The organism is Leeuwenhoekiella sp. ZYFB001 (assembly GCF_011784865.1).
Lineage (GTDB): Bacteria > Bacteroidota > Bacteroidia > Flavobacteriales > Flavobacteriaceae > Leeuwenhoekiella > Leeuwenhoekiella palythoae.
This window is the reverse complement of the sequence record NZ_CP050460.1, coordinates 395,499-409,414: the sequence shown is the minus strand read 5'-3', so window position 1 is coordinate 409,414 and position 13,916 is coordinate 395,499. Positions and strand designations below refer to the sequence as shown.

Genomic DNA, 13,916 nt, shown 5'->3' with positions numbered 1-13,916 from the left:
CTGATCAAAGTCCGCTTAGATAGCATTCGCCTGTAAAGTGGTATCTTTAAAAGAAAAAATGCTACTTAATGTCTCCTACAATAATCCTGAAGTTACCCGAAAGATCAACACCGAACTAGGAAAACCTTTTACGCTGCGCGAGCGCATTAAAATGAAAGGGATTGGTTCGTCAAAACTTTTTATTACTTCTACGAGTATTGAAATTCACAACCTACTTATTCTGGACAGCTATGTCAACACCTGTAATATTGAAATGCGCCCTAACGGGATCATAGTAGGTTTCCGCTCGTTGCTAGAATCTTACGCACTGATCATCCCGTACTACAAACTACGCATCTACAAAGGCCAAGCCGAAGAATACAGCATTTACAGAGATCAGTATTTTATAAAAATCAGAGCGAAAGCTAACGATAAAGCCACGCATAAATTCATTAAGAAAATAATGGATTTTAAAGCTGAGAATCTTCCGCTAGGTCCTGAGGATCTGTAACGGTCAGTTTTACAAATACTTTCACACCGGGTTACCTCTTTAAAATCGTATCTTTAAAAGGCTATGAAAATATTACTTACAGGAGCTAATGGTTATATCGGGATGCGACTCATCCCCTTTCTTTTAGAGGCCGGGCACGAATTGGTTTGCGCCGTTCGGGACAAAAACAGACTAGCGGTAAACCTGCGTACGCGTTCTAAGATCAGTATTGTTGAAATTGATTTTCTCGAAGAACCCAATCCAGATTTACTGCCTCAAGACATTGATGCGGCCTATTACCTGATTCATTCTATGACCTCATCAACGGTTGATTTTGATGAGAAAGAAAAACGCGCTGCAGAAAACTTTAATATTTATCTCTCTAAAACACGATGTGAGCAGGTAATTTATTTGAGTGGTATCGTGAATGATGAAAAATTAAGCAAGCACCTCAACTCCCGAAAACAAGTAGAAGACACGTTATATCAAGGCAATTTTAATCTAACGGTTTTGCGCGCAGCCATCATTGTAGGTTCCGGGAGTTCTTCATTTGAGATCATTAGAGATCTCTGCGAAAAACTACCACTTATGATTACCCCAAAATGGGTTAAAACGCGGTGTCAGCCCATTGCCATTCGTAATGTGATTCAGTATTTAACGGGAGTTCTAGGCAACAAATCATGCTACAATGATTCATTTGACATTGGCGGCCCTGATGTTTTGACCTATAAACAAATGATGCTGCTATACTCTAAAATAAGAGGTCTTAGTCTTAGTATTTTAGACGTGCCGGTAATGAGCCCCAAGCTTTCATCATATTGGCTTTATTTTGTCACTTCAACCAGTTATAAACTTGCGCTCAATCTGGTTGACAGTATGCGTGTAGAAGTGATTACCTGCGATACGCGTTTACAGGAAATGCTCCATATAAAACCTATAAATTATACGGATGCTATCAAGCTCGCTTTTGAAAAAATTGAACAAAACCAGGTAGTCTCCAGCTGGAAAGATAGTTTAGTAAGTGGGCGGTTTAGAAAAGATCTTAATCATTATATCAAAATTCCCGAATACGGTTGCCTCAAAGATCGCCAAAGTATAAAGCTGAAAAATCCAGAACAAGCGCTTGAGAACATCTGGTCAATTGGTGGTAAACGTGGCTGGTATTACGCTAACACCTTGTGGAAAATTCGCGGCTTTATAGATAAATTGTGGGGAGGTGTAGGTCTACGGAGAGGACGCACGCACAGCAACGAACTTTATGAAGGGGATTCTCTTGATTTTTGGCGCGTGCTTCTCGCGGATAAAGAAGAGCGTCGTCTCTTGCTTTTTGCCGAAATGCGCGTTCCTGGAGAGGCGTGGCTTGATTGGGAGATCGACGACGACAATATATTACATCAAACTGCTACCTTTAGACCTCGCGGACTCTGGGGCCGCCTTTATTGGTTCAGCATGCTGCCTTTTCACTATTTTATTTTCGGAGGAATGATTCGCAATATTGCGCGTTATGAACCTAAAACTACAGTAATATCAAATTCATAACTACGCTAAAAGCAAATCTTTTAATTCTGATTCCGGCTGTGATTTTACTTGGTCTTGCCGGTCTGATCATTTTATTTACTGAAGAAAGTTATGCATTGATCGAAACGCTTTCAACCAGCATTCGAAGCTATTTTGGAAGGTTTTATCTTATTCTTGGTTTAGTATGTGTGCTTCTTCTTGTAGGACTTACGGTGTCTCCCATAGGAAAATTTAAACTGGGAAGAACCAATGAAAAACCTGCATTTTCGCGATTGTCTTGGATCGCTATGCTTTACAGCGCCGGAATGGGTGCAGGCATTCTGCTCAGAGCTGTTCAAGAGCCCGTATTTATGCAGCAGCATCCGCCAATTGCTACAAAAACTTCTGCTGAAATTCAAGCTTTAGAATTTACATTTTACCAATGGGGCTTTACCGCCTGGGCTTTTTATGCTGTTTTTGCTTTAGCCATTGGCACGGCTGTATTTAAATACGGTCGCCCGGCCTATACCAGCAGTACGGTTTATACCCATACAAAAACACGTGCTTCTAAAATTGGCATCAAGAGTATAGATCTGCTGGTAATTTTGACCACCGTCTTCGGACTCATCGCTGCTGTAGCCTTAGGCGCACGACAAATTAAAGGCGGACTCGATTATTTAAACGGCGCTCTTTTAAATGAAAATATTTCACTTGTAATCATAAGTGCAATTGGAGTTTTTGCACTGATCTCCGCTTTGAGCGGATTACAGAAAGGAATTAAACTGATATCCCGTGCCAACATATTTTTGTGTGTTACCCTTCTGTTTTTCGTTTTTCTACAAGGAAATATCGTATCGATTCTAAATCAGTTTGTGAGCGCTTTATACCATTATTGTATTGATTTCATTCCGCTGAGTTTAGCTTACGGAAATTTTGATCCGGGAGAGGCCTTTCTCACTGATTGGACGTATTATTATTGGGCGTTTTGGATCGCGTGGGCACCCTTTACGGGTATTTTTATCGCCAATATTTCGCGTGGAAGAACTTTAAGGGAAATTATAATCGGTGTGCTTTTGATCCCTTCATTGGGAAGTTTTTTCTGGTTTACCGTTTTTGGCCAATCGGCTTTTGAGCTTATCGAAGAATGGGGAAGCTATAATCGCGAGTTTGATAATGTATTCAGTTCTCTATTTATCTTCCTCAGTAATTATCCGGCTCAATTAATCGTTAATGCACTAGTCATTCTTTTACTACTAAGTTTTCTGGTCACCTCACTAGATTCGGCTATTCTTGTTCTTAGTTTGCACAACAGCCGGTCTGAAAACCCATCAAAACGCAGCCGAATTTTATGGGGACTACTTTTGACACTTTCTACAATCGCTTTTACGATTCTGAGCTTCAATAAAGAAAACGTTGATGTTTTAAACACGATGCAAAAACTGCTCATCGTAACCTCTTTGCCGCTCAGCTTCTTTATGGTTTGGATGCTATTCCGCTGGATAAAAAGTCTGCTTAAAGCTTAGGCAAGAAAATTTCGGCTAACATACACCGTGCGCTTCCGCCACCACACGTCTCAATAGTGGTTAAATCACTGCTTAGAATCTCACAATACTTTGTAATACTTGCAATTTGCGTGGCATCAAGGGCTTGATGCGCACTCGCACTCATGACTAAAAAGCGTTTACCCGCTGCATTTTTTACTTGCAGCATATTGCCTGCAAATTGATGCATTTGCGCTTCAGTGATCGCAATAATCTCTTTACCAGATTCTTTAAGCTGATTGATCACTTGTTTGCGCTCTTTTTTATCATCTATAGATTGTAAGCAAACCACAGCAAATTCTTCGGCAATACACATCATCACATTGGTGTGATAAATAGGAAGACGTTCATTACCCACCGTTTGATTTGCCGTAAATAGCACCGGTAAATATTCAAAATCCTCACAAAATTCTATAAACAAATCCTCATCAGCACGTGCCGAAAGCGCACAGTAGGCCTTCTCATTCACCCGATCTAAAATAATGCTACCGGTTCCTTCAAGAAAAAGCCCCTCTTCTTCTGCTTCGGTGTAATCGATAACATTTTTAATTGCAAAACCAGCATCTTCCAATAACGTAAAAAATTCTTCACGACGTTCTCTACGCCTGTTTTCGGCATACATTGGGTATAACGCCACATCGCCATTTTTGTGAGTACTCACCCAGTTATTTGGAAAAATGGAGTCTGGTGTATTCAATTCCTTTTCATCTTGAAGTACCAGCACATGGATTCCGGCAGCTTTCAATTTTGTTACAAATGCATCAAATTCTTGCTGCGCCTGTGCATTGATCGCTTCGTTTTCCAACGCCAGATCTTCTTGAAAATAATTATTTACAGCAGTTTCTTCATTCTTTCTAAACGATGCAGGACGCACCATCAAAACGGTATCAGTAACTTGACTCATAGGGGTAATTTTTTTGCGGCCAAATGTAATAAGCTTAGTCTAAAATTCAATAGTTAAACTAATAAGAATTGCATTTGCGAAAGCTTACTCGCGCACAAGGGGCAAGGTGCTGCATCTTAACAGGCCTTCTTGTTTTGAAATTTCGGCATACGGTACTTCTTCAACCGTGATCCCTTTACTTCGCAGCCAGGTATTCAAACGGGTAAAATTCTTTTCAGAAACAACCACATCGGGAGCGATTGAAAAAATATTTGAATTCATATGAAACATTTCTTCTGAGGAAATTTCAAAGACATTTTCTGCACCAAAAAAGTCAACTAACCACTGGTATTCTTCTTCCTCCAAAAATCCGTTTTTGTGTAAAATTGCATACTTCTCTCCTACAGGCTGAAAACAGCAATCCAGGTGTAATGCGTTTTCATAAGGATTAGTATTGGATTTTCTTAGATTGAAAGAAACCACTTTTTTATCAGGAAACTGATTCTGAAGCGCTTCTACAGCCAGCATGTTTGTGCGTGCAATAATATAATCTGCATAATCAGGACCGCGATACACTCCAACGAAAATATAATCTCCGTGCGGCATAACATCGCCACCTTCTATATGCGCCTCTTCTGGAAAGCGTATGATTTTATCCTCATCTATCTGAGTCAGCACGTGTTCTATCGCCTCAATCTCTTGCTCACGATCTGGAAGAATATTTGCCTTGATAAACGTGTCCTCAATTACAAAACCAATATCTCTAGCAAAAATCTGGTTGTAATCATTTATGAGTTTCGGTCTAAAAACCTGTATTCCGTATTTATTAAAAACTTCTTCTACCGCATTCATTTCTTCTACCATATCCTCCTCTTTAGGATAGGTGTTTTCTTTGATATGAAGCAGCGACTTAGGATCGTAAGCATCCTCAAGCTTTGGCACTCCGCCATTGCTTAACGCCGTACCCAAAATGACCGCCCTAAGGCGCGAAGTCTCATCTGTTACATTAAGTTTTATCATAGTCACAAATATAAAAACAAAAGCGGGTTTCTGATAGCTATCAAAAACCCGCTCTGAACTGATTTGTTGTTTTCTAACGCTCGTTCATAGGTTTGAATGGACGAAGTTTTTCACCTATATAAACCTGACGTGGTCTTCCTATAGGTTCTTTGCGTAAACGCATTTCTCTCCATTGCGCAATCCATCCCGGCACACGGCCCATTGCAAACATTACGGTAAACATTTCAACAGGAATTCCTAAAGCACGGTAGATAATTCCTGAATAGAAATCTACGTTAGGATATAATTTTCTTTTTACAAAATAATCGTCTTCTAAAGCCTCTTTCTCTAAGCCTTTTGCGATAGCTAAAACTTCATCTTCAATACCCAATTGCTCAAGTACATCGTCTGCAGCTTTCTTAATGATCTTAGCTCTTGGATCAAAGTTTTTATAAACTCGGTGACCAAAGCCCATTAAACGGAACGGATCTTCTTTATCCTTTGCCTTAGCCATATATTTCTTAGTATCACCACCATCTGCTTTGATACCTTCTAACATCTCGATAACCGCTTGATTGGCTCCACCGTGAAGTGGTCCCCAAAGTGCAGAAATACCCGCAGAAATAGAAGCAAACAATCCTGCATGAGAAGATCCTACAACACGTACTGTTGAAGTTGAACAGTTTTGCTCGTGATCTGCGTGAAGGATTAAAAGCTTGTCTAATGCTTCAATTATTGTAGCATCTACCTTATACTCACTATTAGGTTTTGAGAACATCATTTTATGCAAGTTCTCAACATATGAAAGACTGTCGTCTCCATAATCCAGCGGCTTGCTCATTTTGGTACGCATCGTCCACGCCACTAACACCGGAAACTTCCCTAAAAGTTTTACAATAGCGTTATACATATCTTCTTCAGAATCTACATTTACGGCATCTGGATTAAATGCTGTTAATGCTGAAGTAAGTGATGCTAAAACACCCATAGGATGAGCAGACTTTGGAAAACCATTTAAAATTTTCTTTACATCTTCATCAACGTGATTCTCTTCTTTGATATCATTATGAAATTTAGTCAGCTGCTCTTCAGTAGGCAACTCTCCAAAAATCAAAAGATATACTACTTCTAAAAATGATGCTTTCTCAGCTAAATCTTCAATGGCGTAACCTCGGTATCTTAAAATTCCTTCTTCACCGTTAAGAAAAGTAATCGCACTTTCACAACTTCCGGTGTTTTTAAACCCGGGATCAATAGTTGTATAACCACCTGTTACTGCGCGCAAGCTGGCGATATCGATTGCACTTTCATTTTCAGTACCAGTTACTATAGGAAACTCATAGGACTTATCACCTATTGTCAGTTTAGCATTATCTGCCATTTCTTTAATATGTTTTAGCTGATTATCAAAATTTTCAAGAGCTGCTAAATTACGAAATACAAAGAGATTTCTAAAGAATTTGGCACTTTTGGAAGGTTAAAAAAATGAAAATAAAAAAGGGGTAAATACTATAAAAGTATACTACCCCTCACCCAACTTCAAAACTTAGATTTCTTTAGTTTGGTTAAAAAGAGCGAAACATACTTATTTCAGAATCGCTCTTTCACCCAACTTCAAATTTTCTGACCTAGTAAACTAGATAATGTTAGGTGACATTAGTCTAATTTTGAAGGTTGGTTGTTCAATTTATTTGCGAGGTTAAATTAATAGTTTTTTTCTTACTAACATTTCAAATCGAAAAAAAATTACACACTTAATCGTTAAAACTAACCACTTAAGTTGTTGTTTACAAGTAATAAACCACTACTTCATTTTTTCGCTTTTTGAGATTTATACGCATAAAAAAAGGGCACTCAAACGAGTACCCCTTTTTTAAATTAAAAATGCTTATTTTACTTTAAAGGCTTTTTCCTGAGGAAAATAAGCTACCGTACCTAATTCTTCTTCGATACGTAAAAGTTGATTGTATTTTGCCATACGATCACTTCTTGAAGCAGAACCGGTCTTTATTTGGCCGGTGTTAAGTGCCACAGCAAGATCTGCAATTGTATTATCTTCTGTCTCTCCTGATCTGTGAGACATTACTGAAGTATAACCTGCATTATGGGCCATATTTACAGCGGCAATAGTTTCAGTAAGTGTTCCTATCTGATTGACCTTGATTAGGATCGAATTTGCAATTCCGTTTTCAATTCCACGAGAAAGACGCTCTACATTGGTAACGAATAAATCATCACCCACTAGTTGTACTTTATCTCCGATTTTTTCGGTTAATGACTTCCAACCTTCCCAATCGTTCTCATCCATACCATCTTCGATAGAGATAATAGGATACTTTGAAGCAAGTTCTGCAAGATATTGTGCTTGCTCTTCACTTGTTCTTACTACACCTTTATCACCTTCAAATTTGGTGTAATCGTATTTTCCATCTACATAAAATTCAGCAGAAGCACAATCTAAAGCGATCATTACTTCGTCTCCAAACTTATATCCTGCGTTTTCTACAGCTTTCTGAATACTTTCAATTGCATCCTCAGTACCATCAAGTGTAGGTGCAAAACCACCTTCATCTCCTACAGCAGTACTAAGACCACGGTCGTGAAGTACTTTCTTTAGATTATGGAATATTTCGGTACCCATTTTCATCGCGTGGGTGAAATCTTTAGCCTTTACAGGCATAACCATAAACTCTTGAAAAGCAATAGGTGCATCACTATGAGAACCTCCGTTGATGATATTCATCATAGGTACCGGTAACGTGTTTGCACCTACTCCACCTACATAACGATAAAGTGGCATATTAAGTTCATTAGCTGCTGCTTTAGCTACAGCCAAAGAAACACCCAAAATTGCATTGGCACCAAGCTTTGATTTATTTGGAGTTCCGTCTAAATCGATCATCGTTTGATCAATTAGATTTTGTTCAAAAACAGATACTCCTAAAAGTTCTTGAGCTATTACTGCATTAACATTCTCAACAGCTTTTAAAACACCCTTACCCATATAATCTGAACCCCCATCGCGTAGTTCAACTGCCTCGTGCTCACCTGTAGAAGCTCCAGAAGGAACGGCCGCTCTACCAAGAACACCGTTTTCAGTTAAAACATCTACTTCTACTGTGGGATTTCCACGAGAATCTAGAATTTGACGTGCGTGGATATTGATTATTATACTCATTGTTATCTAAATATTGATTAGTTAATATAGTTTGCGCAATATACGGAATACTGCCCTATTTAGCCGCTAGCTACGGCGGTTTTACACGATTTTAAAGATTATTTAAAACTTGAGACCTTCTTAAGGATTTTGATAGAAAAACTGCAAGCCAAGTCATTTTACACCCTGCAAAACATAAAAAATCCCGGACTAGCCGGGATTGTATTTATACTGAAACTTGAGACATTCTATCTACAAACTCATCAAAGAGGTAGGTGGCGTCGTTAGGCCCCGGGCCAGCCTCTGGGTGATACTGCACTGAAAAACAGTTTTTATTTTTCATTTTAAGCCCCATAACAGTCTGATCGTTGAGGTGCTTATGCGTAACCTCAATCTCAGGATTATTAATGGCTTCATCATAATTCACGGCAAATCCGTGGTTTTGAGAAGTTATTTCTCCTTTACCGCTTCCGTGATTTAGAACCGGGTGATTGATGCCGCGATGCCCATGGTGCATTTTAAAAGTGCTGATTCCATTAGCCAAAGCAATTATTTGGTGCCCTAAACAAATACCAAATAGTGGCATATCATCATTAATGATCTTTTGAGCAGTTGCAATTACCTCTTTTAAAGGTTCTGGATCTCCAGGACCATTTGAAAGGAAAAACCCATCAGGATTCCAAGCTTTCATCTCTTCGTAAGAAGCATTATATGGGAAAACCTTGATATACATATCGCGCTTAGCCATATTGCGCAAAATATTTTTCTTGATCCCTAAATCAATCGCCGCAACCTTGTATTTGGCATTTTCATCGCCAAAATAATAAGGCTCCTTAGTACTTACTTTAGAAGCTAGCTCTAGTCCGTGCATATTTGGCACTTCAGCAAGTTGCTTTTTGAGTTCGTCTACATTATCTACGTCTGTAGAAATGATCGCGTTCATCGCGCCGTTATCTCTAATGTAAGAAACTAAAGCACGCGTGTCTACATCAGAAATCACAAACAAATTATTTCTATCAAGGAAAGATTGAAGTGATTCATCTACACGAATACGCGAGTAATTGTAACTAAAGTTTCGGCAAACGAGTCCTGAAATCTTTACTGTTTCAGATTCGGTTTCCTCGTTATTTCCTCCGTAATTACCAATGTGTGCATTGGTAGTAACCATAATCTGACCGAAATAAGACGGATCTGTAAAAATTTCTTGATAGCCGGTCATCCCGGTGTTGAAACAAACTTCTCCAAAAGCAGTCCCTTCTTTATTACCTACAGATTTTCCGTAGAAGATAGTACCATCTGCTAGTAATAAAAGTGCTTTTCTATTGGTTTGATATTTCATTGATAATTTTTTTTCAAAATTAATTTATAGGTTTAAAACGTAAAAGAAGTCTTGTATTTATTTACAGACTATTTGCATAGTCCATCATCTTTATAACATCTTTCTCATCTCCATAAGACAAGTCATTTCGCTTTACATATTCAACGAGTTCCTTCTCCTTAGCTTTTTCCAGATCAAAAGATTTTAAAACTTTTGATTTGCGCAGTGGCATTAATGTTATTTTATCGTCACGCTCGTAGTAGAAATTCTCCCTTCTGATATACTTATCTGTAGGTCTGTTTTTCATAGGATCTGGGGAACTAGGTACAAGCTTAACCGAATATGCTTTAAGCAGTCTCTCACTACCATTGTCAGCAAGGATCTCATAAATCTGTCTACCTGTTTTAGTAAACTTGCTCTCGTATTTTCTACCTAAAACTTCAAAATAATCAATTTGATTAAACTGAAAAGTAAAGAGTGAATCTTGACCTATTTTAGTAACAAAAGCTTGTGTATTCAAGTTTAGATTGATGTTGTCAAGCATATAGAGCTGTCCATTTGTAGCATAAACGCGAGCACTGTGAATCCAGTCATCAAATAAATAAGGTGAACCCTCAACCCGAGCAACAGGAGGTATACTTTGTATAGAACCGTAAGAATTACGAACTCCGTTAGATACAGATAATAATTGGTCTGGATTATTCACTAAACGCTCTTGATCTTGAGCAAACGACATTACAGTGAATAAAAAAACGGTGAGATTGATGAACTGTCTAAACATGATAATAAAGTTTAAAGATTTATAAATACAAAAAAAGGATAAGCCATAAGGCTTATCCTTTTTTAAAAATTTAAAACATTAATATGTTTTTACTCTTCCTCGTCATTAGCTTTTGTTTCTTTAACAGGAGCTTCTGTCTTAGCTGGAGCAGCTGATTTCTTACCTGCTCTACGAGTAGATTTCTTCTTGGTTTTACCAAGATTATATAATTCGTTGTAATCAACTAATTCGATCATCGCCATATCAGCGTTATCACCTAGACGATTACCTAATTTAATGATTCGTGTATAACCACCTGGACGATCACCAACCTTTACAGCTACATCTCTAAAAAGTTCTGCAACTGCATCCTTTTGACGCAATTTACTCATAACAATACGACGATTGTGCGTAGTGTCTTCTTTAGATTTTGTCACTAAAGGCTCTACAAACTGCTTTAAAGCTTTTGCTTTAGCAACAGTAGTATTAATGCGTTTGTGCTCAATTAACGAACAAGCCATATTAGCTAACATAGATTTTCTATGCGCAGTCTGGCGTCCTAAATGATTATTCTTTTTTCCGTGTCTCATGACATTTAATTTAAGCTACCATCTTGCTCTACCCATTTTGAGGAGCAAAATATGGAGCGTTACTAATCTTTATCTAATTTGTATTTGGAAAGATCCATTCCAAAATTAAGGCCTTTCACATTTACCAGCTCTTCAAGCTCTGTAAGTGATTTTTTACCAAAATTACGGAATTTCATCAGATCATTCTTGTTATAAGAAACCAAGTCTCCTAACGTTTCAACTTCTGCAGCTTTAAGACAGTTTAAGGCACGTACAGAAAGATCCATATCCACCAATTTAGTCTTAAGCAACTGACGCATGTGAAGCGACTCTTCATCATAAGTTTCAGTCTGAGCAATTTCATCAGCCTCAAGGGTGATACGCTCATCAGAAAACAACATAAAGTGATGAATCAAAGTTTTTGCTGCTTCAGTTAAAGCATCTTTAGGATGAATTGAACCATCAGTGATGATCTCAAAAACTAACTTTTCATAGTCAGTTTTCTGCTCTACACGATAGTTCTCAATGCTATACTTCACATTTTTAATAGGAGTATAGATTGAATCTGTAAAAATAGTTCCTACAGGTGCATTTTGTTTCTTATTCTCTTCGGCAGGAACATAACCACGACCTTTTTCTACTGTGATTTCCATATTGATATTAACTTTCTTCTCCATATTGGCGATAACCAAATCTGGATTAAGAATTTGAAAACCAGAAATAAATTTCTGGAAATCACCAGCAGTTAACTGCTCTTTATCAGAAACCGAAATAGTTACAGTCTCATTATCAATCTCATCAATTTGTCTCTTAAATCGTACTTGTTTAAGATTAAGAATGATTTCTGTAAAGTCTTCTACAACTCCTGCTATAGTTGAAAACTCATGATCTACTCCTTCAACACGTACTGAAGTAATTGCAAAACCTTCTAAAGAAGAAAGCAATACTCTACGTAGCGCGTTACCCACAGTTAAACCGTAACCTGGCTCTAAAGGTCTGAATTCAAACTTACCTTCAAAGTCAGTAGAGTCAATCATTATGACCTTATCGGGCTTCTGGAAATTTAGTAATGCCATATTATGTTTTCTAAGAGTTGTTATTTATTATTTAGAGTACAATTCGACAATGAACTGTTCGTTGATATTTTCTGGGATCTGAATACGTTCAGGAACAGAAACGAAAGTACCTTGTTTAGAATCATTATTCCAAGAGATCCACTCATAAACGTGGCTAGCATTTGCTAAAGAATCTTGAATTGCACTTAATGATTTTGATTTTTCACGTACAGCAACTACATCTCCTGCTTTTAATTGGTAAGAAGGAATGTTTACTAAATCACCGTTTACAGTGATATGTCTGTGTGAAACTAATTGACGAGCTGCTCTTCTTGAAGGAGCGATACCCATTCTAAAAACAACATTATCTAAACGAGACTCACAAAGTTGTAATAAAACAACCCCGGTAATACCCGTTGCACTTGTTGCTTTTTCAAACATATTACGGAATTGATTTTCTAAAATCCCATAAGTATATTTTGCTTTTTGCTTCTCTTGAAGCTGGATCGCATATTCAGACTTCTTACCACGACGTCTGTTGTTACCATGCTGACCTGGAGGGTAGTTTCTTTTCTCAAAAGATTTGTCATCTCCAAAAATCGCTTCTCCAAACTTACGAGCGATTTTAGTCTTAGGACCGGTATATCTTGCCATTTCAAAAATAATTAGTGGGGTGATTAAGGAATTAAGGTCTAGTCCTTCGCAAAATCGTTGTTCCCCGATTGATATAAAAAATTAATTAAACTCTTCTTCTTTTAGGAGGACGACATCCGTTGTGTGGTAGTGGAGTAACATCAATGATTTCAGTTACTTCGATACCACTGTTGTGGATAGATCTGATTGCAGATTCACGACCATTACCTGGTCCTTTCACATACACCTTTACTTTACGTAATCCTGCTTCGTGAGCAACTTTACTTGCATCCTCTGCAGCTAACTGAGCAGCGTAAGGAGTATTTTTCTTAGAACCTCTAAAGCCCATTTTACCGGCAGAAGACCAAGAAACAACATCACCTTTCTTATTAGTCAAAGAAATTAAGATATTGTTGAAAGACGCAGCAATATGCGCTTCTCCTACAGACTCAACAATTACTTTACGCTTTTTAGTGGTCTTTGCAGCCTTACCGCTTTTACCTCCACCTTTAGTGTTTTGCTTTGCCATTATTACTTATTATTTAGTTGCTTTTTTCTTGTTAGCAACCGTTTTACGCTTACCTTTTCTAGTTCTAGAGTTGTTCTTTGTACGCTGACCTCTAAGTGGTAAACCAGAACGGTGTCTGATACCTCTATAGCAACCAATGTCCATAAGACGCTTAATACTCATAGAAACCTCACTTCTAAGTTCACCTTCTATCTTATAAGAACCTACAGCCTCACGAATACGACCAATTTGATCATCATCCCATTCGTTTACTTTTAAATTCTCATCAACATCTGCTTGAGCTAATATTTTCTGAGCTCTGCTTTTTCCAATTCCAAAGATGTAAGTCAAAGCGATTACACCTCTCTTTTGTTTTGGGATATCTACCCCTGCAATTCTAGCCATAATCCTTAACCTTGTCTTTGTTTGAACTTAGGGTTCTTTTTGTTAATTACGTATAATCTTCCTTTGCGACGTACAATCTTGCAGTCTGCACTTCTTTTCTTTACTGATGCTCTTACTTTCAT

Annotated in this window: 15 protein-coding genes; 3 read left to right on the top strand and 12 right to left on the bottom strand. The window is 37.9% G+C overall.

The window, feature by feature from the left end; genetic code table 11:
* Positions 1–58 precede the first annotated feature (58 nt).
* From HCN54_RS01740 to HCN54_RS01730, 3 genes are all read left to right on the top strand, one after another.
* Entirely contained in the window at positions 59–490 is a 432-nt protein-coding gene (locus HCN54_RS01740) for a hypothetical protein (RefSeq protein WP_167596282.1), read from the top strand.
* Between the two features lie 63 nt (positions 491–553).
* On the top strand, positions 554–2,008 hold the full coding sequence (locus tag HCN54_RS01735; RefSeq protein ID WP_167596281.1) for an SDR family oxidoreductase: 1,455 nt from the start codon (positions 554–556) through the stop codon (positions 2,006–2,008).
* Entirely contained in the window at positions 1,996–3,489 is a 1,494-nt protein-coding gene (locus HCN54_RS01730; protein WP_410503581.1) for a BCCT family transporter, read from the top strand. Before HCN54_RS01735 ends, HCN54_RS01730 begins: the two co-directional genes overlap by 13 nt.
* Here HCN54_RS01730 and ctlX read toward each other — a convergent pair.
* The 12 genes from ctlX to ykgO form a co-directional block, all read right to left on the bottom strand.
* On the bottom strand, positions 3,479–4,411 hold the full coding sequence (gene ctlX, locus HCN54_RS01725; protein WP_167596279.1) for a citrulline utilization hydrolase CtlX: 933 nt from the start codon (positions 4,409–4,411) through the stop codon (positions 3,479–3,481). The genes HCN54_RS01730 and ctlX overlap by 11 nt on opposite strands.
* 84 nt (positions 4,412–4,495) lie before the next feature.
* A complete protein-coding gene (locus HCN54_RS01720) occupies positions 4,496–5,410 on the bottom strand; it encodes a dimethylarginine dimethylaminohydrolase family protein (RefSeq protein WP_167596278.1) in 915 nt (304 codons plus the stop codon).
* Between the two features lie 73 nt (positions 5,411–5,483).
* Entirely contained in the window at positions 5,484–6,770 is a 1,287-nt protein-coding gene (locus HCN54_RS01715; RefSeq protein ID WP_072984055.1) for a citrate synthase, read from the bottom strand.
* 507 nt (positions 6,771–7,277) lie between these two features.
* Entirely contained in the window at positions 7,278–8,567 is a 1,290-nt protein-coding gene (eno, locus tag HCN54_RS01710; RefSeq protein ID WP_167596277.1) for a phosphopyruvate hydratase, read from the bottom strand.
* A 205-nt stretch (positions 8,568–8,772) separates the two neighbouring features.
* A complete protein-coding gene (gene carA, locus HCN54_RS01705; protein ID WP_072984059.1) occupies positions 8,773–9,885 on the bottom strand; it encodes a glutamine-hydrolyzing carbamoyl-phosphate synthase small subunit in 1,113 nt (370 codons plus the stop codon).
* A gap of 61 nt (positions 9,886–9,946) precedes the next feature.
* Entirely contained in the window at positions 9,947–10,645 is a 699-nt protein-coding gene (locus HCN54_RS01700; RefSeq protein WP_167596276.1) for a hypothetical protein, read from the bottom strand.
* Between the two features lie 89 nt (positions 10,646–10,734).
* Positions 10,735–11,214, bottom strand: a complete 480-nt coding sequence (gene rplQ, locus HCN54_RS01695; protein WP_072984063.1) for a 50S ribosomal protein L17 — start codon at positions 11,212–11,214, stop codon at positions 10,735–10,737.
* 62 nt (positions 11,215–11,276) lie between these two features.
* Positions 11,277–12,269 (bottom strand): DNA-directed RNA polymerase subunit alpha, encoded by a 993-nt coding sequence (locus tag HCN54_RS01690; protein WP_072984068.1) that lies wholly within the window; start codon positions 12,267–12,269, stop codon positions 11,277–11,279.
* Between the two features lie 27 nt (positions 12,270–12,296).
* Entirely contained in the window at positions 12,297–12,902 is a 606-nt protein-coding gene (rpsD, locus tag HCN54_RS01685; RefSeq protein WP_072984071.1) for a 30S ribosomal protein S4, read from the bottom strand.
* Between the two features lie 85 nt (positions 12,903–12,987).
* A complete protein-coding gene (rpsK, locus tag HCN54_RS01680) occupies positions 12,988–13,410 on the bottom strand; it encodes a 30S ribosomal protein S11 (RefSeq protein ID WP_009779205.1) in 423 nt (140 codons plus the stop codon).
* Positions 13,411–13,419: 9 nt separating this feature from the next.
* Complete coding sequence (rpsM, locus tag HCN54_RS01675) at positions 13,420–13,794, bottom strand: 30S ribosomal protein S13 (RefSeq protein ID WP_009779204.1); 375 nt, start codon at positions 13,792–13,794, stop codon at positions 13,420–13,422.
* A gap of 5 nt (positions 13,795–13,799) precedes the next feature.
* Positions 13,800–13,916: a type B 50S ribosomal protein L36 gene (gene ykgO, locus HCN54_RS01670; protein ID WP_009779203.1), complete on the bottom strand. Its 117-nt coding sequence runs from the start codon at positions 13,914–13,916 to the stop codon at positions 13,800–13,802.

What these genes read in the sequence shown, in the direction of transcription:
- HCN54_RS01735 (WP_167596281.1), top strand. Translation starts at nt 554, where the DNA reads ATGAAAATATTACTTACAGGAGCTAATGGTTATATCGGGATGCGACTC.
- HCN54_RS01690 (WP_072984068.1), bottom strand. Translation starts at nt 12,269, where the DNA reads ATGGCATTACTAAATTTCCAGAAGCCCGATAAGGTCATAATGATTGAC.
- rpsD (WP_072984071.1), bottom strand. Translation starts at nt 12,902, where the DNA reads ATGGCAAGATATACCGGTCCTAAGACTAAAATCGCTCGTAAGTTTGGA.
- rpsM (WP_009779204.1), bottom strand. Translation starts at nt 13,794, where the DNA reads ATGGCTAGAATTGCAGGGGTAGATATCCCAAAACAAAAGAGAGGTGTA.
- carA (WP_072984059.1), bottom strand. Translation starts at nt 9,885, where the DNA reads ATGAAATATCAAACCAATAGAAAAGCACTTTTATTACTAGCAGATGGT.
- HCN54_RS01715 (WP_072984055.1), bottom strand. Translation starts at nt 6,770, where the DNA reads ATGGCAGATAATGCTAAACTGACAATAGGTGATAAGTCCTATGAGTTT.
- eno (WP_167596277.1), bottom strand. Translation starts at nt 8,567, where the DNA reads ATGAGTATAATAATCAATATCCACGCACGTCAAATTCTAGATTCTCGT.
- ctlX (WP_167596279.1), bottom strand. Translation starts at nt 4,411, where the DNA reads ATGAGTCAAGTTACTGATACCGTTTTGATGGTGCGTCCTGCATCGTTT.
- rpsK (WP_009779205.1), bottom strand. Translation starts at nt 13,410, where the DNA reads ATGGCAAAGCAAAACACTAAAGGTGGAGGTAAAAGCGGTAAGGCTGCA.
- HCN54_RS01720 (WP_167596278.1), bottom strand. Translation starts at nt 5,410, where the DNA reads ATGATAAAACTTAATGTAACAGATGAGACTTCGCGCCTTAGGGCGGTC.
- rplQ (WP_072984063.1), bottom strand. Translation starts at nt 11,214, where the DNA reads ATGAGACACGGAAAAAAGAATAATCATTTAGGACGCCAGACTGCGCAT.
- HCN54_RS01700 (WP_167596276.1), bottom strand. Translation starts at nt 10,645, where the DNA reads ATGTTTAGACAGTTCATCAATCTCACCGTTTTTTTATTCACTGTAATG.
- HCN54_RS01740 (WP_167596282.1), top strand. Translation starts at nt 59, where the DNA reads ATGCTACTTAATGTCTCCTACAATAATCCTGAAGTTACCCGAAAGATC.
- ykgO (WP_009779203.1), bottom strand. Translation starts at nt 13,916, where the DNA reads ATGAAAGTAAGAGCATCAGTAAAGAAAAGAAGTGCAGACTGCAAGATT.